The sequence below is a fragment of the Ruegeria arenilitoris genome, from assembly GCF_013032855.1.
Lineage (GTDB): Bacteria > Pseudomonadota > Alphaproteobacteria > Rhodobacterales > Rhodobacteraceae > Ruegeria > Ruegeria arenilitoris.
In genome coordinates this window covers 1,200,231-1,220,694 of the sequence record NZ_WQDA01000001.1, presented here as the reverse complement: position 1 = coordinate 1,220,694, position 20,464 = coordinate 1,200,231, and the positions used below count along the sequence as shown (strand labels likewise).

Here is a 20,464-nt window from a genome sequence, read left to right as displayed (position 1 = left end):
TTACCCCTTCATCATGTTGACGTCTTCAACCGCGATGGTGCCGCGGTTGCGGAAGAAGCAGACCAGAATGGCCAACCCGATGGCAGCCTCGGCCGCGGCCACGGTCAGCACGAACAGCGTAAACACCTGCCCGACCAGATCGCCGAGGAAACTGGAAAACGCCACGAGGTTGATGTTCACGGCCAACAGCATCAGTTCGATGCTCATCAGCAGGATGATGACGTTCTTGCGGTTCAGGAAGAGACCGAAGATGCCGATGACGAACAGCGTCGCCGCGACGGTAAGATAGTGTTCAAGTCCGATCATCGTCTCAAAGTCCCTGCCCCGGTTTCACGTCCTTCAACTCCATTGCCTTGGCCGGGTCACGCATCATCTGGCCGACGATGTCCTGACGCTTGATGTCCTTGCGGTGGCGCAGCGTCAGCACGATGGCGCCGATCATGGCCACCAGCAGGATCAGGCCCGCCAGTTGGAACAGAAGGAAGTATTGATCGTAAAGGATGACACCCAGTGCCTCGGTGTTGTGGCGGTCGGCAGGGATCGGCTGGGCCAGGTTGGCCGCCGCGCCTTGTGCGCTGTCCCAGGCGCCAAAGGCCATGACGAACTGCATCAGGATGACCAGACCGATCAGCAGGGCCAGAGGCATGTAGCGCGCCATCTCGGCCTTGAGCTCGGCAAAGTCCACGTCCAGCATCATCACCACGAACAGGAACAGCACCGCCACCGCGCCGACATAGACGATGATCAGCAGCATGGCGACGAATTCCGCCCCCAGCAGCACGAACAGTCCCGCCGACGAAAGGAAGGCCAGGATCAGCCACAGCACCGAATGCACCGGCTGCCGGCTGATCACGGTGAACAGCCCGCCGGTGATGGCGCTGATGGCAAAGAGGTAAAAGGCAAATACGCTCATTGGTCATCTTCCTCGTTTTCGCCCATGGCCTCCTGCGCCAGTTCCAGCGCCCGGGTCATGGCCGGGATGCCGGCAAAGACCGACATCTGACCGATCGTTTCCACGATCTCTTGTTTCTTGGCCCCTGCCTCGATGGCATGGCGTACCGTCTGGCGCAGGGCCGTGTCGGCCTGTGCGCCCTGACAGGTCAGCCCGGCCAGCGTCAGCAACAGGCGGGTCTTGGCATCCAGTCCGCCCGGATTGACGGTGTTGCCGAACATCATCTCCATGACCTCTTTGGGCATGGTCGGCCACAGCGCCTCGAAGCCGCGCATCGCGTCGACGGGCGAATAGCTCTCCAGCGCCGGGTTGAACGCCTTGGCCATGTCATGCGCCTGTCTGAGCATCTGCTCGAATGGGTTTTTCGTCGGATCGCTCATCGGTAGGGCGCGTCCAGTTCCAGATTGCGGGCGATCTCGGCTTCCCAGCGTTCACCGTTGTCCAGCAGCTTCTGCTTGTCATAGAACAGCTCTTCGCGGGTTTCCGTGGCGAATTCGAAATTAGGTCCTTCGACGATAGCATCGACCGGGCAGGCCTCTTGGCAGAAGCCGCAGTAGATGCACTTGGTCATGTCGATGTCATATCGCGTGGTACGGCGGCTGCCGTCCTGGCGCGGTTCGGCGTCGATTGTGATGGCCTGCGCGGGGCACACAGCTTCGCACAATTTGCAGGCGATGCAGCGCTCCTCGCCGTTGGGGTAACGGCGCAAGGCGTGTTCACCGCGGAACCGTGGCGACAGCGGGCCCTTTTCGTGCGGGTAGTTCACGGTGGCCTTGGGCGCGAAGAAGTACTTCAGCCCCAGCTTCATGCCGACCCAGAAATCCTGCAGAAGGAAGTATTTGGCCGCGCGGGTATAGTCGATATTTGCCATTGTCAGCCTCCTACGCTCCAACGGGCGAATGCACCCCAGAACCAGTCGAACTTCGCCGCAAAGGCCACGAAGACCACCCACACCAGGCTGAACGGCAGGAACACTTTCCAGCCCAGCCGCATCAGCTGGTCATAGCGGTAGCGGGGCGTGATCGCCTTGACCATCGCGAAGAGGAAGAAGAAGAACGCCATCTTGGCGACCATCCACAGCACGCCATCGGGCAGGCCGGGGATCGGCGACAGCCAGCCGCCGAAGAACAGCAGCGTGGTCAGCGCGCACATCAGGAAGATGGCGATGTATTCGCCCGCCATGAACAGCAGGAAGGGCGTTGCCGAGTATTCGACCTGATAGCCTGCGACCAGTTCCGATTCCGCTTCCGGAAGGTCGAACGGCGGGCGGTTGGTCTCGGCCAGGGCCGAGATGAAGAACAGGAAGACCATCGGGAAATGCGGCAGCCAGTACCAGCTGAAGAACCCGAACGAGCCATCCTGCGCCCGCACGATGTCACCAAAATTCATCGACCCGGTCGAAATGATCACCCCGATGATGATCAGGCCGATCGAAACCTCATACGAAATCATCTGCGCGGCCGAGCGCAACGAGCCCAGGAACGGGTATTTCGAGTTCGACGCCCATCCGCCCATGATCACGCCGTACACCTCGAGCGAGGACACCGCGAACACATAGAGGATAGCCACGTTGATGTCGGACAGGACCCAGCCGTCATTGAACGGAATGACCGCCCAGGCGATCATGGCCAGGACGAACGACGTCAGCGGCGCCAGGATGAAAACAGTCCTGTCCGCGCCGGCAGGGATCACCACCTCTTTGACGACGTATTTCAGCGCGTCCGCCACCGATTGCAGCAGGCCGTAAACGCCAACCACGTTGGGGCCGCGACGCATCTGGACCGCGGCCCAGATCTTGCGGTCGCCATAGACCAGAAACAGCAGCGAGATCATCACGAAGGCCACGACGGCCAGCACCTGCGCCAATATGATCAGGGCTATTCCGCCTGGGGTGTCAAAGAATTCAGCCATTGGTCCTCACACCGTGGGTATTCCGTTTTCCGCTGCCATCGCGAGGCCCGACCGGCCGGTCGGAGACTCGCGTCGCCTGCGATTGGTTTGGCGAGTTGGTGTAAACAGCATCCGCTGCCTGCACGCCACCTTTTTCCTTCATTTCATTCGGCAAAACACACGACCACGCCCCTCGCATCTCCTCTCGGAAAAACGAGCTCGGGTTTCCGCCCGCTTTGCGGTTTATGGTCGTCGCAAGCCTCATTCCGCGGCAATCTTTTGGTCACCGCGCGCCTTGGCCAGCGCCGAAAGCTCGGCCATCAACTGCGAGGCTCGTGCAATCGGGTTGGTCAGATAGAAATCCTTGATCACGGTCCGGAAATCGGCCAGTCCCAAAGGTCCGGCCTCGATTGCCTGATCTTCGTTCTCGGGCACTTGGTCGATCCCGGCCAGATGCGGCACTGCTTCGATCAGCTTTTGCCGCAGCTGGGCCAACGTGTCATAAGGAAGTTTCTCGCCCAACTCCGCCGAAAGCGCCCGCAGGATCGCCCAGTTTTCCTTGGCTTCACCCGGTGCAAATCCGGCCCGCATCGCCAATTGAGGGCGACCCTCGGTGTTGACGAACAGACCGTTTTCCTCGGTATAGGCCGCGCTAGGCAGGATGACGTCGGCGCGGTGTGCACCGCGGTCTCCGTGGCTGCCTTGGTAGATGACAAACGGGCCCGCATCGATATCGACCTCGTCCGCGCCCAGATTGAAGATCACCTCGGCGCCGTCGATTGCAGCCTCAAGGCCACCCTCCGTCGCTGCACCCACATCCATCGCACCAACGCGAGCCGCCGCAGTGTGCAGAACAAGCATCCGACCCGACAGCGCGCGCGCGGCGGCCAAAACGGCGAGACCGTCTGCCTCGGACACGGCGCCCTGTCCGACGATCACAACGGCTTCGTTGCTTGCCTTGGCCTTCGTCAGCGCATCGCGGTCGGTGCCAAGATGCTCGTAGTCATAAGTCAGATCAACGGCCGGGCCAATCAATTTGACATCGGCGCCCGCCAGCCACGCCTTGCGGATGCGCGCATTCAGCACCGGGGCCTCGTCCCGCGGGTTGGTGCCGATCAGGATGATCTCTTTCGCCGTGTCGATCTCCTCGATCGTCACATTGCCGACATAGCCCGAACGGTTGCCGATAGGCAGGCGGGCATTGTCGGTTCGGCATTCGACCTTGCCACCCAGCCCCTCAATCATCTGCTTCAGCGCAAAGGCGGCTTCGACAGGAACCAGACCGCCGATCAGACCTGCAACTTTCTTGCCCTTCATCGCCGCTGCGGCGGTGGCCAAAGCCTCGGGCCAGCTGGCAGCACGCAGGCGACCGTTTTCACGGATATAGGGCGTGTCCAGACGTTGACGGCGCAAACCGTCCCAGACGAAACGCGTCTTGTCCGAGATCCACTCTTCATTCACGCCATCATGGTTGCGCGGCAGAATGCGCATCACTTCGCGGCCCTTGGTATCGACACGAATATTCGATCCCAGCGCATCCATCACGTCGATGGTTTCGGTCTTTGTCAGTTCCCACGGGCGTGCGGTAAAGGCATAAGGCTTGGAAGTCAGCGCCCCCACCGGGCACAGGTCAATGATGTTGCCCTGCAGGTTCGAATCCAGGGTCTGGTTCAGGTACGAGGTAATTTCCGCATCCTCGCCCCGACCCGTCTGGCCCATCTGGTCGATACCCGCGATCTCGGTCGTGAAACGCACACAGCGGGTGCAGCTGATGCAGCGGGTCATGGCCGTCCCGACCAGCGGGCCAAGATCCAGATCGTCCACGGCCCGCTTGGCTTCTTTGAACCGGCTGGCCGACATACCGTAGGCCATTGCCTGGTCCTGCAGATCGCATTCACCGCCCTGGTCACAGATCGGGCAATCCAAGGGGTGGTTGATCAGCAGAAACTCCATGACGCCTTCCCGGGCCTTCTTGACCATGGGAGAGTTGGTCTTGACCACCGGCGGTTGACCTTCTGGCCCTGGGCGCAGATCGCGCACCTGCATCGCGCACGAGGCGGCGGGCTTGGGCGGCCCGCCCACGACCTCGACCAGGCACATGCGGCAGTTACCAGCAATCGACAGGCGCTCATGATAGCAGAACCGTGGCACCTCGACCCCGGCCTGTTCGCAGGCCTGGATCAGGGTCATCGCGCCATCGACTTCGATTTCCTTGTCGTCGATTACGATCTTGCGGAGGTCAGACATGGTCTAGTTCGCCCTCAAATACACGCCAATGGCGCTGTTTCGTTCGATTTCCTTGCGCCCCAGGGCACAGAATGTTTCAGCTTTTCCGTAGCTCACGCCGTTCTGCGCGAGGTATTTCTCGCCTTTGGCCCGCATCCGCGCCTTTTCGGAATCCGACTCGACATAGGCCCGGATCTCGCCGTCCGAATAACCCAGGCTGTTGGCCTTGGACCGCAGGCTCCACATCACACCGATTGCCTTCATACGCCGCCCACTGATCGACGGGCAGTATTCCGAGATCTCATTTGCGATGGCGATGTAGTAGAGCTCGTTGTCGATTTCCTTGACTTCGCGCAAGGGCGGCTTGGCGTCCGCCGAGACGGGCAACGCCATCGCACAGGCAAATGCGGCAAGTTTCACAAGTTTCATGACATATCCTTTCGTCTTGGGTTCCCCAAGACGTTCCGCAGCACGGCTGTTATGCAATAACGGCCGCCCGATCAGCGCAGGATATGCAATAGCGAAGCTCATGGTCGTTGACAGGCTCCGGCAAATGTCAGGCTGTCGTTTTCGACGCGCAGGTTCTGCGGTTCGGTGTCAGGACCAACCTTCCACGCAATGCGGGAGGAACCGAAATTCTGAATGCAGAACCGGGTGCCCTCGTACCGACCAGCCTCGCGCGCGCCGTCCAGCGAAGCCGACACGCCTTTGATCGTCACGGTGAAATCCGCAGGCGACCGTTTCTTGTCGACCGGCTTTGCCTTGGCCCGAAACGACTTGCCGTCAAACAGGATCCGGTCACTGGTTGGCGCTGTCCCGCAGGCCGAAAGCAGCGTCAGCAGAACAAGGACACCGACAGCCGGGCGGCGCAGGTTCGCGGTGATATCAACAAGTGTGACGGCCATCAGAACGCAGCCACCAATGCAAGGATCCCAATCACGAACATGCAGGCCCACGCCACCACATACAGGACAGAACGAATACCGCTATGCGGTTTGCCGACGCCTTGAATGTGTACGACAAGCATCACCAGTCGCGCGACCAAGGCAATCGCGGCCAGCCAGTTCACCCAGAACGGGCTGGCGCCCAATAGAATGGCTGCCACAGTAACGGCCAGAAACGCGGGCAAAGTCTCGGTGCCGTTCAGGTAGGCACGGTTCAGGCGATAGGCCTTGTCGGCGTAGTCCTGGTCGGGGGTCGCGCCAGGAGCCAGCCCCTTGCCCTGTTTCGCCAGTGCCGAAAACGGCGACAGGAACAAAACGACCAGTGTGAAAATCACCAAAGACGCAATCGCGTGGGAATACTCTGCATAGGCTTCCATCGTTGTCACTCCGCCGCCATCGCACCCATACGGCCCGATTTCTGAGCCTTGATGCGGTCTTCGATTTCTTCGCGGAAGTTGCGGATCAGGCCCTGGATCGGCCATGCGGCCGCGTCACCCAGCGCACAGATCGTATGGCCTTCGACCTGCTTGGTCACCTCGAACAGCATGTCGATCTCTTCCAGTTCGGCCTCGCCGCGTACCAGGCGATCCATCACCCGCATCATCCAGCCCGTACCTTCGCGGCAGGGCGTACACTGGCCGCAGCTTTCGTGTTTGTAGAATTTCGACAGGCGCCAGATCGCCTTGATGATGTCGGTGGACTTGTCCATCACGATCACCGCCGCCGTGCCAAGCCCCGAGCCCAGGTCGTTGCGCAGATAGTCAAAATCCATGATCGCGTCGCGCATGTTCTCGCCGCGCACGCAGGGCACGGACGATCCACCGGGGATCACGGCCAGCAGGTTGTCCCACCCGCCGCGGATGCCACCGCAATGAGTTTCGATCAGTTCCCCGAAGCTGATCGACATCGCCTCTTCGACCACGCAGGGATTGTTGACGTGACCCGAGACGGCAAACAGCTTGGTACCCGCATTGTTCTGGCGACCAAAACCGGCGAACCAGTCGGCACCGCGGCGCAGGATCGTGGGCACGACGGCGATGGATTCCACGTTGTTCACGGTGGTCGGGCAGCCATACAGGCCCGCCCCCGCCGGGAACGGCGGCTTCATGCGCGGCATGCCCTTCTTGCCTTCTAGGCTTTCAATGAGCGCGGTTTCCTCGCCACAGATATAGGCGCCTGCCCCGTGATGCAGGAACAGGTCGAAATCCCATCCCGATCCGGCGGCGTTCTTGCCCAGAAGGCCCGCATCATAGGCCTCGTCGATTGCAGCCTGCAGTGCCTCGCGCTCACGAATATACTCGCCGCGCAGGTAGATGTAGCAGGTGTGCGCATTCATCGCGAAAGACGCAATCAGGCAGCCTTCGATCAGCGTGTGCGGATCGTGGCGCATGATCTCGCGGTCCTTGCAGGTGCCCGGTTCGGATTCGTCGGCGTTTACGACCAGATAGGACGGGCGGCCATCGCTTTCCTTCGGCATGAACGACCATTTCAGGCCGGTCGGGAAGCCCGCACCGCCGCGCCCGCGCAACCCTGAGTCTTTCATAGTCTGGATGATCCAGTCGCGACCCTTCTCCATCAGGCCAGCAGTGCCGTCCCAATGCCCCCGGGCCTGGGCGCCCTTCAAGGTGCGCTCGTGCATCCCGTAGATGTTGGTAAAGATCCGGTCCTGATCCTTCAGCATCGCGTGTTACCTTCAGCTGTCCTGACGCATGCGCCAGAGTTGAAATATGTTGACGCCCGCATAGATGAACGCCGCGATCGCGGCGAAATCAAACAGCAGCGCAAAGCGTCCCGGCAGCTCCAGCGCCGGGCCGATGAACAGGGTCATGGCAAGCCACAACAGCATGGTCACCGCGATGACCACGCCGATATGTCGGCCCTTGCGGGCGATGGCCTGTTCCTTGTCCTTGTCCATCACACTCCGATGCCCGTATCGGGCACCGTCTCTCAGTCTTCGTAGGTGCCGTCTTGCTTGGCACGTTTGGCAAATTCGGTTTCCTCGCCAGCAGCCAGCTTGGCCGCCTGCTCGATCCAACCGTCGCGTTCGATCCGGCCCTTGAACTTCAGCCGGGCATCAACCCAGGCCACATGTTCTGGCGTCCAAGCTGCGATCTGATCGAAGTGGTAGAACCCGAGCTCGTTCAGCGTCTGCTCGAGCTTCGGCCCCACACCTTTCAGCAGCTTGAGGTCGTCGGGCTTGCCCTCACGCGCACCGCTCAGCGTTTCGGGCTGAGCCTCAGTCGCTTCTGGCTTGGCCGCAGCACCCTCGGGCGAAGATGGCTCCGCCTTGGCGGATTTCTTGGGCGCGGCCTGACGGGCGGCTGGTTTGCCCTGCTCTGGCACCTTCGGCGGCTTGGGTGCGGCTTTCGCTCCGGCGGCCTTGCCATCCTTGCCCAACCATGGCGTTAGTATCGGAACCTCGGTTCCGTCGATGCGCTTGACGGTATCGCCCAATTCCGTGGCCAGTTGTACACTGGCATTGTGCTTTGCCTTGCTACCTTGATAATCCTTCAGGCTGGTCACCCCGCCCAGAGGCTCGGCCGCAAAGCGACCATTCTGGGGACCGGGCACCGGAACCTTGCCAGCGGCCAGTTCATCAATGATCCGACCAAAACTCTCGGCGGTCAGGTCCTCGTAATAGTCTTTACCGATCTGTGCCATCGGCGCGTTGGTGCAGGAACCCAGGCATTCAACCTCTTCCCAGCTCAGCTTGCCGTCCGCCGACAGTTGGTGCGGCTTGGGCGCGATCTTTTCGCGGCAAACAGCAATCAGATCCTCGGCCCCGCAGATCATGCAGGACGTGGTGCCACAGACCTGAATATGCGCGACGGACCCAACCGGTTGCAGCTGGAACATGAAGTAGAAGGATGCAACTTCGAGCACCCGGATGTACGACATGCCGAGCATGTCAGCGACGGTTTCAATCGCCGGACGGCTCAGCCAGCCCTCCTGCTCTTGCGCGCGCCACAGCAGCGGGATGACCGCGCTGGCCTGACGGCCCTCGGGGTATTTGGTGATCTGCGCTTCGGCCCATTGCTGGTTGGCAGCGGTGAAGGCAAAGCTTTCGGGTTGTTCGGGATGAAGACGGCGGAGCATTAGCGGTCAATCTCTCCAAATACGACGTCCATGGTGCCAATGATGGCGGCGACGTCGGCCAGTTGGTGGCCCTTGGCGACGTGGTCCATAGCCTGCAGGTGCAGGAAACCGGGCGCACGCAGCTTGGCGCGGTACGGCTTGTTGGTGCCGTCGGCCACCAGATAGACGCCGAACTCGCCCTTGGGCGCTTCGACGGCGGCATAGACTTCGCCTGCGGGGACGTGGAAGCCTTCGGTGTAAAGTTTGAAGTGATGGATCAGGCTCTCCATCGAGGTCTTCATGTCCGAGCGTTTCGGCGGGGTGATCTTGCCGCGGGCCAAAATGTCGCCCGGGCAGTCGCGCAGCTTGGCGATGGCCTGCCGGATGATCGACACCGACTGGCGCATTTCTTCCATCCGCACCAGGTAACGATCGTAGCAGTCCCCGTTCTTGCCAACGGGGATCTGGAACTCAAACTCGTCGTAGCATTCATAGGGTTGCGCGCGACGCAGGTCCCAGGCCAAGCCCGATCCGCGCACCATCACGCCCGAGAAGCCGTATTGCTGGATATCCTCCTCGGTGACCACGCCGATGTCGCAGTTGCGCTGTTTGAAGATGCGGTTCTCGGTCAGCAGCCCGTCAATGTCGTCCAGAACGGCGGGGAATTCGTGGCTCCAGGTCTCGATGTCATCCAGCAGTTCGGGCGGAAGATCCTGATGTACACCGCCGGGGCGGAAATAGGCCGCGTGCAGGCGCGCACCGCAGGCACGCTCGTAGAACACCATCAGCTTTTCGCGCTCTTCAAAACCCCACAGCGGCGGGGTCAGCGCGCCCACATCCATCGCCTGCGTGGTCACGTTGAGCAGATGGTTCAAAACGCGCCCAATCTCGGAATAGAGGACCCGGATCAACGAGGCCCGGCGCGGAACTTCGACGCCGGTCAGCTTTTCGATGGCAAGGCACCAGGCATGTTCCTGGTTCATCGGCGCCACGTAATCCAGACGGTCGAAATACGGCAGGTTCTGCAGATACGTCCGGCTTTCCATCAGCTTTTCGGTACCGCGGTGCAGCAGGCCGATATGCGGGTCGCAACGTTCGACGATCTCGCCGTCCAGCTCAAGCACAAGACGCAAAACTCCGTGCGCCGCAGGGTGCTGCGGGCCAAAGTTGATGTTGAAGTTGCGGATCTTCTGTTCTCCGCTCAGCGCGTCCGTGCTGCCGTCATCGTATCTTGAGCCGTCCATCAACGCCCTCGTTTCTTTTTCGCTTCGGCCCGAACCCGGACCTTTTCCGCCTCAAGCGCCTTGGCCGCGGCCCCCGCCAGCAGGACCCCCAGCGCACCCAACGCAATCAGTTCCCCCAGCAGCATGACCATCTCAGCGGCGCTCCAGTTCCTGCAGTTTCAAACCGACCCACCACAGCAACGCGATCGTGCCGAATGGGACCAGGCAGAGAAGGCACCAGTATTTGTTGATCCCGAAAAACGGCAAAATCTTCACCATCGGAATGATGGTCAGTGCAGAAAGGATCAGCCACCAGATGCCACCCATTGTCAGGTCTCCTGTTTTTCATCCCCCGGCAGAACATAGTTCGCACCTTCCCACGGGCTCATGAAATCAAACTGGCGATACTCCTGAACCAGCGAGACCGGTTCGTACACGACCCGTTTCTGCGCTTCGTCGTAGCGGACTTCGATATACCCGGTAGTCGGAAAATCCTTGCGCAGCGGATAGCCGCGGAAGCCATAGTCGGTCAGGATGCGACGCAGGTCCGGGTGGCCCGAGAACAGGATGCCGAACATGTCGAACACTTCACGCTCGAACCAGTTGGCCGAGGGGTGCACATCGACGATCGACGGAACCATGTCTTCCTCGCGCACCGAAATCCGGATACGGATACGCTGGTTCTGGTACATCGAAAGAAAGTGGTAAACCACGTCGAACCGTTTGGCGCGTTCGGGGTAGTCAACTCCGGTAATGTCGACCAAGGTAGAAAACTTGCAGTTCTGATCCGTTTTCAGAAACTCGACAAATTCCACCAGGCTCGAGGGCGCAACATCCACCGTCAGTTCGTCATGGGCTACGGTCCATGACAGAACGCAGTCCGTGCGCTTCAGCTCGATATGCGTGCCGAGCTCCTTGAGTGCTTCGCTCATCTCGGTCCCTCCTCAGCGGACGATGGTGCCGGTGCGGCGGATCTTGCGCTGCAGCTGCAGGAGACCGTACAGCAGCGCCTCGGCGGTCGGCGGGCAACCGGGAACGTAGATGTCCACCGGAACGATGCGGTCGCAACCACGCACGACGGAATAGGAATAGTGGTAATAGCCACCACCATTGGCGCAGGAGCCCATAGAGATCACATAGCGCGGCTCGGGCATCTGGTCATAGACCTTGCGCAGCGCCGGGGCCATCTTGTTGGTCAGCGTACCGGCCACGATCATCACGTCCGACTGGCGCGGGGATGCGCGCGGCGCTATGCCGAAGCGTTCGGCGTCGTAGCGCGGCATCGAGGTGTGCATCATCTCGACCGCGCAGCAGGCCAGACCAAAGGTCATCCAGTGCAACGAGCCGGTGCGCGCCCAGTTGATGATGTCCTCGGACGAGGTCAGCAGGAACCCTTTGTCCTGCAGCTCGGCGTTCAGGGCCTGGGTGGCGACTTCCTTGTCGACGCCCGCGGTGTTTGCACCCGTCATCACTCCCATTCCAAGGCCCCCTTCTTCCATTCATAGGCAAAGCCGATGGTCAGAACGCCCAGGAACACCATCATCGACCAGAAGCCGACATCGCTGATGTCCTTGAAGCCCACGGCCCAGGGAAACAGGAACGCAATCTCGAGGTCGAAGATGATAAAAAGGATCGACACCAGATAGAATCGGACATCGAACTTCATCCGCGCATCGTCGAACGCGTTGAACCCGCACTCATAGGCGCTGACCTTTTCGGGGTCGGGATTGCGGACAGCCAGAACGACGGCGGCCAGAATCAGGACGATTCCAAGGCCCACGGCGACGGCCAGAAACACCAGGATCGGGAGATATTCCCGCAACAGCTCTTCCACGAGTGGCTCCTTTCCTGCGCATCCCGAACGAGACGCGCCGTCAATTGGCGTGTTGACTGGACATTCTCTATCCGCGCGGGGTCAGAGGGTCAACCGAGCAGAAGCGCGCATGGCACCGAATATTCGGCTTGCCAACGCCCAGCGCTGCACTAGGCGCAAGCCCTTGGCTTCAAATGGTCGCGGGCGGTCAAACCTTACTATTCCATGAAGGTTTTCGCTTGTCGAAGAAAGCGCTGATTCCCTCATGCGCCTCGTCCGTTTCCCATCGGTCGACCAGCGCCCGGATCGTGTGGTCGATCACCGCGTCGTCGATGCGCGGCCCGAGGTCCCGCACCAGCGCCTTGGCCGAGGCCACGGCGCCCGGCGCACAGGACAGATAAGGCTGCACTTCGGCTTCGATCGCGGCACCCAACTCATCTGCCGGAACGGCCCGCGCCAGCAGGCCGAGTTCTACCGCCTCGGCCGCGTCGAACAGACGGGCCGACATGAACACGCGCCGCGCGCGGGCCTCACCCATGCGGGCGATAACATAGGGCCCGATGGTGGCCGGGATCACCCCCAGCCGGGTTTCGGTCAGACCCATCTTCAGGCTGTCCACGCCGATTGCCACGTCGCAGACCGCGGCCATGCCCACGCCACCGCCAAAGGCGTTGCCCTGCAGCGCGCCGATCAACGGTTTTGACAGGGTGTTCAGGGCGTTCAGCATCTCGGCCAGCTTGCGCGCCTCGATAAAGCGGGTCTCGGGGTCGGCGGCCATCTGGGCCTGCATCCAACCCAGGTCACCCCCTGCGCAGAAGCTTTTGCCCGCGCCGGTCAGAACTACGACGCGCACGTCGTTGGTTTCCCCCAGTTGCGCGGCGGCCTGGGTCAGCTCGGCGATCATCTGCGCCGACATCGCGTTGTGTTTTTCCGGCCGGCTCAGCGTCAGCTTGGCAACGCCGCACAAATCGGTGGAAATCGAGATGGTTTCGAACATGTCAGCCTCTTAACCCGCCCGCATCGCGCGGGCCATTTCCGCCGCTTCGTTCAGCACGGCGGCGTCCAGTCCGGTGTCATAGCCCAACCGCTCAAGATGCGCGGCCACGGCTTCGGTGGCCACATTCCCGGCCGCGCCCGGCGCGTAAGGGCAGCCGCCCAACCCGCCCACGGCGGCGTCGAACACCCGGACGCCCAGCGCAAGCGACGCGTCGATATTGTCGATCGCGCGCCCGTTGGTGTCATGAAAATGCCCGGCCAGGCGGGTCGGGGGCACATATTCACGCACCGCCAGCAGCATCCGCGCGATGCTGTCGGGTGTCCCCTGCCCGATCGTGTCGCCCAGCGAGATCTCGTAACAGCCGTGCGAGAACAGCAGGTCGGCCACCTCGGCCACTTTGGCGGGCGGAGTCGGCCCGTCATAGGGGCAGTCGGTCACGCAAGAGACGTATCCCCGCACCGGCAGGTCGATATGGCGCGCCGCCTCGAGGATCGGGACGAAACGCTCGATGGATTCGGCAATGGTCGCGTTGATGTTGGCCTTGGAGAACCCCTCGGAGGCCGAGGCAAACACCGCGATTTCATCCGCCCCGGCAGCGAGCGCGTCCTCATAGCCGCGCATGTTCGGGGTCAGCGCGGCGTAGCGCACGCCGGGGGCGCGGGTGATCCCGGCCAGCACCTCAGCGCTGCCGGCCATCTGCGGCACCCATTTGGGTGACACGAAACTGGCCACCTCGACCCGGCTGAACCCCGCCCGGCTGAGGCAGTCGACCAGCGCGATCTTCTCGGAAACCGGGATTTCGCGCTTTTCGTTCTGCAGCCCGTCGCGCGGCCCCACTTCGAAAATCTCGACACGTTCCGCCATGGCGGTGCCCTCCTGTTCAGTACCGGCCCGCCCTGTTCGGGGCGGGCGTTCAGGGTTTCAGTCCTCTTCCAGCCGGACCAGCGCCGCGCCGGCCTCGACCTGCGATCCAGCTTCGGCCAGAACCTCGGCCACGACACCGTCGCGGGCGGCCAGCAGCGAATGTTCCATCTTCATGGCCTCGAGAATGGCCAGCCGGTCGCCTTCCTTCACTGCCTGTCCCGGCGCGGCGAACACCGCCTTGACCAGCCCGGGCATCGGCGCTTCGACCACGTTGGTGTCACCGGCGGCGCTGACGTCGCGGTCCAGCGGGTCCAGCACCTCGAAGCTCACGCCATAGGCGTCGAACACGGTGACATCGTGGCCCGCAATCGCAACCGGCGGCATCGGCTGGCCGTCGATAATCCAGCGGCCGTTGACACTTTCGGCGATCACGCTGGCCCCGCCGACCTGCCAGTCCTGCCGGTCCGGCCCTGCGACCTGGACGTCCAGATCCAGAACCTCGCCTTCGCGCTTCAGCTGAAGCGCCCGGTGCAGCGGGGCCCAGAGGGTAAACCCGGCGTCCTCGGCGGGTTTGTCCAGCCCGGTCGCGGCCATCGCCGCCGCAACGGTCATTGCCGGAGTGACGGCGGGTTCGCGCACCAGATCGTCCAGATCGCGGCCGATCAACCCGGTATCGACATCGCCCGCCGCAAACCCGGCGTGCCGGGTCAGTGCGCCTAGGAAAGACAAGTTGGTGACGGTTCCCGCCACCTGCGTCCGACGCAGCGCGCGGTGCAGTTGTTCCAGCGCCACCGCGCGGGTCGGGCCGTGCACGATCACCTTGGCGATCATCGGGTCATACCATGGGCTGATCGTGTCGCCCGCCCGCACGCCGCTGTCGGCGCGGCAGCCGTGCGGAAACTCCAGATGGGTCAGGGTGCCCGTCGCGGGCAGGAACCCTTTGGGTACGTCCTCGGCATAGAGCCGGGCCTCGAAGGCATGGCCGTTGATCGACAGCTCTGCCTGCCGCTTGGGCAGGCTTTCCCCGGCCGCAACCCGCAACTGCCATTCGACCAGGTCGATGCCGGTTATGGCCTCGGTCACCGGGTGTTCGACCTGCAGGCGGGTGTTCATCTCCATGAACCAGAACCGGTCGGGGCGCAGACCGTCCGAGGCATCGACGATGAACTCCACGGTGCCCGCGCCCTTGTAGCCGATGGCCTCGGCCGCGCGCACGCCCGCCTGGCCCATCGCTTCGCGCATTTCGGGTGTCATTCCGGGCGCCGGGGCTTCTTCGATCACCTTCTGATGGCGGCGCTGCAGCGAGCAGTCGCGTTCGAACAGATGCACGGCATGGGTGCCGTCACCAAAAACCTGCACCTCAATATGGCGGGGCTTGGCCACGTATTTCTCGACCAGAACAGCATCATTGCCAAAGGCGGTCTTGGCCTCGCCCCGGGCACTGTCCAGAGCAGCGGCGAAATCCGCCGGCCTCTCGACCAGCCGCATCCCCTTGCCGCCACCGCCGGCCACCGCCTTGATCAGCACCGGATAGCCGATCGTGTCGGCCGCGCCGGCCAGATGTTCGGGGTCCTGGTTGTCGCCGTGATAGCCGGGCACGACCGGGACGCCGGCCTGCTCCATCAGCGCCTTGGCGGCATCCTTCAGGCCCATCTTGCGGATCGCATCCGCCGAGGGGCCGATGAAGGTCAGGCCCGCGGCCTGTACCGCATCGACGAAATCAGGGTTCTCGGACAGAAACCCATAGCCGGGGTGGATCGCCTGCGCGCCGGTATCCAGCGCGGCCTGAATGATCACGTCGCCTTTCAGATAGCTGTCGGCCGGAGCCGCCCCGCCGATATGTACGGCCTCATCCGCCATCTGCACATGTTTGGCGGCCGCGTCGGCATCCGAGTACACGGCAACGCAGGCCACGCCCATCTTGTGCGCGGTTTCGATGACCCGGCAGGCAATCTCGCCCCGGTTGGCGATCAGGATCTTGTCAAACATGGCCGTTACCCTTTCCCTGCCAGATCTTCCACAAGGCGAAACCGTTCGCAGACCAACTCCATCTTTGGGTCGAAGCCGCCGTTTCTTTCGAAATATCTGCGATGATCCTCGCGCCAGCCTTCCAGGCTGTCGTTCTCGCCCTCGGCCAGGGCGAATGACTCGTCAACATCGCAATAGCGCCGGACCGACACATCGACCGTTTCGATGACCAGCGCAGGCCGTCCGTCCCAGTCCAAAGCGATGTCGCGGCGGCCTGCCTGCGGCATCGCCTCGCCACCCGCCGCAAAGTCACGCAACGCGCCACATGTCGCGGTCTTGTGCCCCGAGCGGACCAGAGCCAGCAATTCGTCACACAATGCCCGGTTGTCGCCGAACTGAAAGGTCTCGGCCCCCGGATATCTTTCTTTCAAGCTTTCCAGCATCAAACCGCCCCTTCTACATCCGGAACACGCCAAAGCGCGTGTCCTCAATCGGGGCGTTCAACGCGGCTCTCAGCGACAGGGCCAGCACGTCGCGGCTTTTGCGCGGGTCGATGATGCCGTCATCCCACAGCCGGGCAGAGGCATAGAGCGGGTGCGACTGTTCCTCGAACATCTCGAGCGTTGGGCGTTTGAATTCGGCCTCTTCTTCGGCCGACCATGTGCCGCCCTGCCGTTCGATCCCGTCGCGTTTGACCGTTGCCAGAACACCGGCGGCCTGTTCGCCACCCATGACCGAGATACGGCTGTTCGGCCACGTCCACAGGAAGCGGGGCTGATAGGCGCGGCCCGCCATGCCATAGTTCCCGGCCCCGAACGAGCCGCCCACCAGCATGGTAATCTTGGGCACGCTTGTGGTGGCCACGGCGGTCACCATCTTGGCGCCGTGGCGCGCGATGCCTTCGTTCTCGTACTTGCGGCCAACCATGAAGCCGGTGATGTTCTGCAGGAAGACCAGCGGGATCTTGCGCTGGCTGCACAGTTCGACGAAATGCGCGCCCTTCTGCGCGGCCTCGGAGAACAGCACGCCATTGTTGGCGATGATGCCGATGGGGCAGCCTTTGACATGAGCAAAGCCTGTCACCAACGTTTCACCGAACCGAGGCTTGAACTCGTCAAAGCGCGAGCCATCGACCAGACGTGCGATTACCTCGCGGATGTCATACGGGGTGCGCAGATCGGCCGGGACGACGCCCAGGATTTCCTCGGGGTCATAGGCCGGGTCTTCGGGGCTGGCCCAATCCACCGTCTGCGGCTTGTTCCGGTTCAACGAGCCAACGGCCCGGCGGGCCAGAGCCAGCGCGTGGGCGTCATCCTCGGCCAGATAGTCGGCGACGCCGGACAGGCGCGTATGCACATCGCCGCCGCCCAAGTCTTCTGCACTGACGACCTCGCCCGTCGCCGCCTTGACCAGCGGCGGGCCGGCCAGAAAGATCGTGCCCTGTTCCTTGACGATGATCGTCACGTCGGACATGGCCGGCACATAGGCGCCGCCGGCAGTGCACGAGCCCATGACCACGGCAATCTGCGGAATGCCCTTGGCGCTCATCCGGGCCTGGTTGTAGAAGATGCGGCCGAAATGGTCGCGGTCGGGAAAGACCTCGTCCTGGTTGGGCAGGTTCGCGCCCCCGCTGTCCACCAGATAGATGCAGGGCAGATGGTTTTCCTCGGCGATCTCCTGCGCGCGCAGGTGCTTTTTGACCGTCATCGGATAATAGGTGCCGCCCTTCACGGTAGCGTCGTTGCAGACCACCATGACCTCTTGCCCCTGCACCCGGCCGATGCCCGCGATCACGCCGGCACAGGGGGCCGCGTCACCATACATGCCATGCGCCGCCGTCGCGCCGATTTCCAAAAACGGAGACCCCGGATCCAGTAGGTTGGCCACCCGCCGCCGGGGCAGCATCTTGCCCCGCGACACATGGCGTTCGCGCGATTTCTCGCCCCCGCCCATGCGCGCGGCCTCGGCGGCGTCAGAGATCTGCGCCAGCGCGTCGAGGTGCGCAGCACGGTTTTGCTTGAAGCCATCGGACGAGGGCAAAGCGGAAGATCGCAGCTTCATCTGGTATACTCTCTCAGGAATTCGCGAACGGGGTTTTCGCTGACGCCAAAGCTCTGCATGATGCGCGCATAGCCCTGCGACACATTGCTGGAGCAGACGGTGTCCAGCTTCTTGATTTCCGGCTCTTCAAGGAAATCCTCAAGGTCCCACATCGGAACCATGAAATAATACTCGAACGGCAGCATCTCGGCCGCCATTTCCATCGCCTCGACGGCCATGTCCTGTTCTCCGCGACACAGATAGGCCAGCGACAGGTTACGATAGGCGCTCCCGAGGCTCTCATTGTCGTCGTCTGCCTCGTACTGGTTGACCGCAAGTTTGAGCCGCCCAACGACCTGACGGTCGAAATACCCATCATCCGCCTGCGCCTCGGGCAGGAACATCGCGACATAGGCCAGCTTCTCGTCATGCCAGCCGTCGGTCTGCATTTCATTGCTGAAAACCGAGTGCAACATCCGGATTTCCGGTTCGAATTTCAGGGTGCCGTCGGAATCGGCCACCGCATCCAGATAGTTGTCGTAAAAGGCGATCTTTCGTTTGTCATCGGCGTCCAGCCTGGCGACCCGATCGGCGATCTTGCGCAATTCCGAGATGGCCTCATCCGGGTAGCCGTATAAAACCAGAAGGTCGGCCAATTGCAGTTTTTCGATGACGGCGATCTTTTCTTCGACCGCCTTGTCGATCGTGTCGTGCATCCACGTTTCGAAATAGGTCTTTCCGGCCCACACGGCCCCGATGACCGCGATGACTGTCGCGCTGAACTCGATTCCGGTCCGGACGCTGGATTTATCTGCCATGGCACATCTCCTCGGACGCGCGACGTTTCAATTCCTTGCGAATGACTTTTCCCGTCACGGTCAAAGGCAAGTCTTGCACAAAAGCCACCTCTCGCGGGTAGGAATAATGCGCCAGACGGTCCTTGACCCAATCCTGCAGCTCTTGCTCCGAGGCCTCGGACCCCGGTTTCAACACCACATAGGCCTTCACGATCTCGGTCCGCAGCGGATCAGGTTTGCCGACCACGCCCACGGTGGCCACCGCCGGATGGGTCAGCAGGCAATCCTCGATCTCGGCCGGGCCGATGCGGTAGCCGGCCGAGGTGATCACGTCATCCTCGCGGCCTACAAAGCGCAGATAGTCGCCCTCCCACACGCCGCGGTCACCGGTGACCAGCCAATCGCCGCGAAACTTCTCGGCCGTGGCCTGCGGGTTGTTCCAGTATTCCAGCAGCATCGAGGCTGAGCCCCGCCGAATGGCCACGTCACCCTCGGCGTCGGTCGGGTTGCCGTCCGCGTCAATCACCGCGACCTCATGCCCCGGCACCGGTTTGCCGATGCAGCCCGGGCGCGCGGGGAAATCCTCGGCGCAGGAGGAAACCACCATATTGCATTCGGTCTGGCCGTAGAATTCGTTGATCGTCAGGCCAAAGGCCCGCTCTCCCCACGCCAGCATTTCCGCGCCCAGCGGCTCTCCGCCCGAAGCCACGGACCGCAGGCCGGGGATCGTCACATCCGCGGCCTTGAGCATCCGCAGCGCCGTGGGCGGAAAGAAAACGTTGCGCACGCCGCCGCGCGCGATCACATCCGCGCAGGCCTCGGGGGTGAACTTGTCGAGCCGCGCGGCAACGACCGGAATGCCCAGCGCCAGCCCCGGCATCAGTACGTCGAACAACCCGCCGATCCAGGCCCAGTCGGCCGGCGTCCACAGGCAGTCGCCCGCGCGCAGGTGGTTGTGGCTGATCGAAACGCCCGGCAGATGCCCGGTCAGCACCCGGTGCCCATGCAGCGCGCCCTTGGGTTTGCCCGTCGTGCCCGAGGTATAGATCAGCACCGCCGGATCTTCGGGGCCTGTGTCAGCAAAATCCAAGGCAGGCCCGTCCGCCCCAAGCTCGGACACGATCAGCGGCTGCGCCAGATCACCCAGCATACCGGCGCCCTCGCCGTCGGTCAGCACATACCTGGCGCCCGCATCGCCGATGCGCGAGGCAAGGGCATCGCGTTTGAACAGCTTGAACAACGGCACCGAGATTGCCCCGATCTTCCAGATGGCCAGATGCGCGGCCGCGCACCACGGCGACTGGCTGAGCAGCACGCCGACCCGATCGCCGGGTTGCACCCTACCCAGCAACCCGCGCACCAGCCGGTCGGTCATACGTTCAAGTTCACCATAGGTGATCTCGGTCGTAGCCGCGGAAGACAGATCGAGGATCGCCACCTGCTCACTAGGCCGCGACAGGCACTGACGTGCCATGTTCAGCCTGGGCGGAATGTCCCAGCTGCCACCAGACCGCAAACCCGGTATGACCTCAGCGGGACGCATGGCGTTTTTCCCTTAAATTTAAGCGACTTGCCGCGCCAAATTGAATATCGAACATCAACGAAACTTGATGCAGATCAGAGTGGCCGCCCCGTCCTGCAGGCATGGTCGGCTTGCACACAAAACCAAAGGCAA

Annotated in this window: 25 protein-coding genes; all 25 read right to left on the bottom strand. The window is 62.3% G+C overall.

Annotation, left to right across the window (positions count from 1 at the left end; genetic code table 11):
* Positions 1 to 306, bottom strand: a complete 306-nt coding sequence (gene nuoK / locus GOW72_RS05930; RefSeq protein ID WP_005984024.1) for an NADH-quinone oxidoreductase subunit NuoK — start codon at positions 304 to 306, stop codon at positions 1 to 3.
* A gap of 4 nt (positions 307 to 310) precedes the next feature.
* Positions 311 to 913 (bottom strand): NADH-quinone oxidoreductase subunit J, encoded by a 603-nt coding sequence (locus tag GOW72_RS05925; protein ID WP_170340404.1) that lies wholly within the window; start codon positions 911 to 913, stop codon positions 311 to 313.
* Complete coding sequence (locus GOW72_RS05920) at positions 910 to 1,332, bottom strand: carboxymuconolactone decarboxylase family protein (RefSeq protein ID WP_170341019.1); 423 nt, start codon at positions 1,330 to 1,332, stop codon at positions 910 to 912. Before GOW72_RS05920 ends, GOW72_RS05925 begins: the two co-directional genes overlap by 4 nt.
* Complete coding sequence (gene nuoI, locus GOW72_RS05915) at positions 1,329 to 1,823, bottom strand: NADH-quinone oxidoreductase subunit NuoI (protein WP_170341017.1); 495 nt, start codon at positions 1,821 to 1,823, stop codon at positions 1,329 to 1,331. The genes GOW72_RS05920 and nuoI overlap by 4 nt, the downstream gene beginning before the upstream one ends.
* 2 nt (positions 1,824 to 1,825) lie before the next feature.
* Entirely contained in the window at positions 1,826 to 2,863 is a 1,038-nt protein-coding gene (nuoH, locus tag GOW72_RS05910) for an NADH-quinone oxidoreductase subunit NuoH (protein ID WP_170340401.1), read from the bottom strand.
* A gap of 240 nt (positions 2,864 to 3,103) precedes the next feature.
* Positions 3,104 to 5,089, bottom strand: coding sequence for an NADH-quinone oxidoreductase subunit NuoG (gene nuoG, locus GOW72_RS05905; protein ID WP_170365881.1), 1,986 nt, complete (start codon positions 5,087 to 5,089; stop codon positions 3,104 to 3,106).
* 3 nt (positions 5,090 to 5,092) lie between these two features.
* Positions 5,093 to 5,497 carry a DUF5333 domain-containing protein gene (locus GOW72_RS05900; RefSeq protein ID WP_170357345.1) on the bottom strand — a complete coding sequence of 135 codons (405 nt, stop codon included), beginning with the start codon at positions 5,495 to 5,497 and terminating at the stop codon, positions 5,093 to 5,095.
* A 98-nt stretch (positions 5,498 to 5,595) separates the two neighbouring features.
* Entirely contained in the window at positions 5,596 to 5,973 is a 378-nt protein-coding gene (locus GOW72_RS05895) for a hypothetical protein (protein WP_170341011.1), read from the bottom strand.
* Complete coding sequence (locus tag GOW72_RS05890) at positions 5,973 to 6,389, bottom strand: MAPEG family protein (RefSeq protein WP_170365879.1); 417 nt, start codon at positions 6,387 to 6,389, stop codon at positions 5,973 to 5,975. The genes GOW72_RS05895 and GOW72_RS05890 overlap by 1 nt, the downstream gene beginning before the upstream one ends.
* 5 nt (positions 6,390 to 6,394) lie before the next feature.
* Positions 6,395 to 7,693, bottom strand: a complete 1,299-nt coding sequence (nuoF, locus tag GOW72_RS05885) for an NADH-quinone oxidoreductase subunit NuoF (protein ID WP_170365877.1) — start codon at positions 7,691 to 7,693, stop codon at positions 6,395 to 6,397.
* Positions 7,694 to 7,705: 12 nt separating this feature from the next.
* Entirely contained in the window at positions 7,706 to 7,927 is a 222-nt protein-coding gene (locus tag GOW72_RS05880) for a DUF5337 domain-containing protein (RefSeq protein WP_093964908.1), read from the bottom strand.
* A gap of 32 nt (positions 7,928 to 7,959) precedes the next feature.
* The gene (locus GOW72_RS05875; RefSeq protein ID WP_170365875.1) at positions 7,960 to 9,108 is read right to left on the bottom strand and encodes an NADH-quinone oxidoreductase subunit E; all 1,149 of its coding nucleotides are present in this window, start codon (positions 9,106 to 9,108) and stop codon (positions 7,960 to 7,962) included.
* Positions 9,108 to 10,331, bottom strand: a complete 1,224-nt coding sequence (locus tag GOW72_RS05870) for an NADH-quinone oxidoreductase subunit D (protein ID WP_170340391.1) — start codon at positions 10,329 to 10,331, stop codon at positions 9,108 to 9,110. The genes GOW72_RS05875 and GOW72_RS05870 overlap by 1 nt, the downstream gene beginning before the upstream one ends.
* Positions 10,331 to 10,456, bottom strand: coding sequence for a hypothetical protein (locus tag GOW72_RS19020; RefSeq protein ID WP_261391884.1), 126 nt, complete (start codon positions 10,454 to 10,456; stop codon positions 10,331 to 10,333). Before GOW72_RS19020 ends, GOW72_RS05870 begins: the two co-directional genes overlap by 1 nt.
* Before the next feature lie 7 nt (positions 10,457 to 10,463).
* Positions 10,464 to 10,637, bottom strand: a complete 174-nt coding sequence (locus tag GOW72_RS05865; RefSeq protein WP_010442775.1) for a hypothetical protein — start codon at positions 10,635 to 10,637, stop codon at positions 10,464 to 10,466.
* 2 nt (positions 10,638 to 10,639) lie between these two features.
* Complete coding sequence (locus tag GOW72_RS05860) at positions 10,640 to 11,242, bottom strand: NADH-quinone oxidoreductase subunit C (protein WP_170341004.1); 603 nt, start codon at positions 11,240 to 11,242, stop codon at positions 10,640 to 10,642.
* Positions 11,243 to 11,254: 12 nt separating this feature from the next.
* Entirely contained in the window at positions 11,255 to 11,788 is a 534-nt protein-coding gene (locus tag GOW72_RS05855) for a NuoB/complex I 20 kDa subunit family protein (protein WP_093964904.1), read from the bottom strand.
* A complete protein-coding gene (locus GOW72_RS05850; RefSeq protein ID WP_093964903.1) occupies positions 11,779 to 12,144 on the bottom strand; it encodes an NADH-quinone oxidoreductase subunit A in 366 nt (121 codons plus the stop codon). Before GOW72_RS05850 ends, GOW72_RS05855 begins: the two co-directional genes overlap by 10 nt.
* Before the next feature lie 187 nt (positions 12,145 to 12,331).
* Positions 12,332 to 13,120 carry a crotonase/enoyl-CoA hydratase family protein gene (locus tag GOW72_RS05845; protein ID WP_170365873.1) on the bottom strand — a complete coding sequence of 263 codons (789 nt, stop codon included), beginning with the start codon at positions 13,118 to 13,120 and terminating at the stop codon, positions 12,332 to 12,334.
* 9 nt (positions 13,121 to 13,129) lie between these two features.
* Entirely contained in the window at positions 13,130 to 13,984 is an 855-nt protein-coding gene (locus GOW72_RS05840) for a hydroxymethylglutaryl-CoA lyase (protein ID WP_170341000.1), read from the bottom strand.
* Between the two features lie 57 nt (positions 13,985 to 14,041).
* Positions 14,042 to 15,973: an acetyl/propionyl/methylcrotonyl-CoA carboxylase subunit alpha gene (locus GOW72_RS05835; RefSeq protein ID WP_170365871.1), complete on the bottom strand. Its 1,932-nt coding sequence runs from the start codon at positions 15,971 to 15,973 to the stop codon at positions 14,042 to 14,044.
* Positions 15,974 to 15,978: 5 nt separating this feature from the next.
* Positions 15,979 to 16,395 (bottom strand): ASCH domain-containing protein, encoded by a 417-nt coding sequence (locus GOW72_RS05830; protein WP_170365869.1) that lies wholly within the window; start codon positions 16,393 to 16,395, stop codon positions 15,979 to 15,981.
* Positions 16,396 to 16,408: 13 nt separating this feature from the next.
* Positions 16,409 to 18,013: a carboxyl transferase domain-containing protein gene (locus tag GOW72_RS05825; RefSeq protein ID WP_170365867.1), complete on the bottom strand. Its 1,605-nt coding sequence runs from the start codon at positions 18,011 to 18,013 to the stop codon at positions 16,409 to 16,411.
* Positions 18,010 to 18,810, bottom strand: a complete 801-nt coding sequence (locus tag GOW72_RS05820) for a hypothetical protein (protein WP_170365865.1) — start codon at positions 18,808 to 18,810, stop codon at positions 18,010 to 18,012. The genes GOW72_RS05825 and GOW72_RS05820 overlap by 4 nt, the downstream gene beginning before the upstream one ends.
* Complete coding sequence (locus GOW72_RS05815) at positions 18,800 to 20,332, bottom strand: AMP-binding protein (protein ID WP_170365862.1); 1,533 nt, start codon at positions 20,330 to 20,332, stop codon at positions 18,800 to 18,802. The genes GOW72_RS05820 and GOW72_RS05815 overlap by 11 nt, the downstream gene beginning before the upstream one ends.
* Between the last annotated feature and the right edge of the window lie 132 nt (positions 20,333 to 20,464).

Excerpts from the sequence above, each read along its gene's own strand:
- nuoK (WP_005984024.1), bottom strand. The coding sequence starts at position 306 with ATGATCGGACTTGAACACTATCTTACCGTCGCGGCGACGCTGTTCGTC.
- GOW72_RS05925 (WP_170340404.1), bottom strand. The coding sequence starts at position 913 with ATGAGCGTATTTGCCTTTTACCTCTTTGCCATCAGCGCCATCACCGGC.
- GOW72_RS05920 (WP_170341019.1), bottom strand. The coding sequence starts at position 1,332 with ATGAGCGATCCGACGAAAAACCCATTCGAGCAGATGCTCAGACAGGCG.
- nuoI (WP_170341017.1), bottom strand. The coding sequence starts at position 1,823 with ATGGCAAATATCGACTATACCCGCGCGGCCAAATACTTCCTTCTGCAG.
- nuoH (WP_170340401.1), bottom strand. The coding sequence starts at position 2,863 with ATGGCTGAATTCTTTGACACCCCAGGCGGAATAGCCCTGATCATATTG.
- nuoG (WP_170365881.1), bottom strand. The coding sequence starts at position 5,089 with ATGTCTGACCTCCGCAAGATCGTAATCGACGACAAGGAAATCGAAGTC.
- GOW72_RS05900 (WP_170357345.1), bottom strand. The coding sequence starts at position 5,497 with ATGAAACTTGTGAAACTTGCCGCATTTGCCTGTGCGATGGCGTTGCCC.
- GOW72_RS05895 (WP_170341011.1), bottom strand. The coding sequence starts at position 5,973 with ATGGCCGTCACACTTGTTGATATCACCGCGAACCTGCGCCGCCCGGCT.
- GOW72_RS05890 (WP_170365879.1), bottom strand. The coding sequence starts at position 6,389 with ATGGAAGCCTATGCAGAGTATTCCCACGCGATTGCGTCTTTGGTGATT.
- nuoF (WP_170365877.1), bottom strand. The coding sequence starts at position 7,693 with ATGCTGAAGGATCAGGACCGGATCTTTACCAACATCTACGGGATGCAC.
- GOW72_RS05880 (WP_093964908.1), bottom strand. The coding sequence starts at position 7,927 with ATGGACAAGGACAAGGAACAGGCCATCGCCCGCAAGGGCCGACATATC.
- GOW72_RS05875 (WP_170365875.1), bottom strand. The coding sequence starts at position 9,108 with ATGCTCCGCCGTCTTCATCCCGAACAACCCGAAAGCTTTGCCTTCACC.
- GOW72_RS05870 (WP_170340391.1), bottom strand. The coding sequence starts at position 10,331 with ATGGACGGCTCAAGATACGATGACGGCAGCACGGACGCGCTGAGCGGA.
- GOW72_RS19020 (WP_261391884.1), bottom strand. The coding sequence starts at position 10,456 with ATGCTGCTGGGGGAACTGATTGCGTTGGGTGCGCTGGGGGTCCTGCTG.
- GOW72_RS05865 (WP_010442775.1), bottom strand. The coding sequence starts at position 10,637 with ATGGGTGGCATCTGGTGGCTGATCCTTTCTGCACTGACCATCATTCCG.
- GOW72_RS05860 (WP_170341004.1), bottom strand. The coding sequence starts at position 11,242 with ATGAGCGAAGCACTCAAGGAGCTCGGCACGCATATCGAGCTGAAGCGC.
- GOW72_RS05855 (WP_093964904.1), bottom strand. The coding sequence starts at position 11,788 with ATGGGAGTGATGACGGGTGCAAACACCGCGGGCGTCGACAAGGAAGTC.
- GOW72_RS05845 (WP_170365873.1), bottom strand. The coding sequence starts at position 13,120 with ATGTTCGAAACCATCTCGATTTCCACCGATTTGTGCGGCGTTGCCAAG.
- GOW72_RS05840 (WP_170341000.1), bottom strand. The coding sequence starts at position 13,984 with ATGGCGGAACGTGTCGAGATTTTCGAAGTGGGGCCGCGCGACGGGCTG.
- GOW72_RS05835 (WP_170365871.1), bottom strand. The coding sequence starts at position 15,973 with ATGTTTGACAAGATCCTGATCGCCAACCGGGGCGAGATTGCCTGCCGG.
- GOW72_RS05830 (WP_170365869.1), bottom strand. The coding sequence starts at position 16,395 with ATGCTGGAAAGCTTGAAAGAAAGATATCCGGGGGCCGAGACCTTTCAG.
- GOW72_RS05825 (WP_170365867.1), bottom strand. The coding sequence starts at position 18,013 with ATGAAGCTGCGATCTTCCGCTTTGCCCTCGTCCGATGGCTTCAAGCAA.
- GOW72_RS05820 (WP_170365865.1), bottom strand. The coding sequence starts at position 18,810 with ATGGCAGATAAATCCAGCGTCCGGACCGGAATCGAGTTCAGCGCGACA.
- GOW72_RS05815 (WP_170365862.1), bottom strand. The coding sequence starts at position 20,332 with ATGCGTCCCGCTGAGGTCATACCGGGTTTGCGGTCTGGTGGCAGCTGG.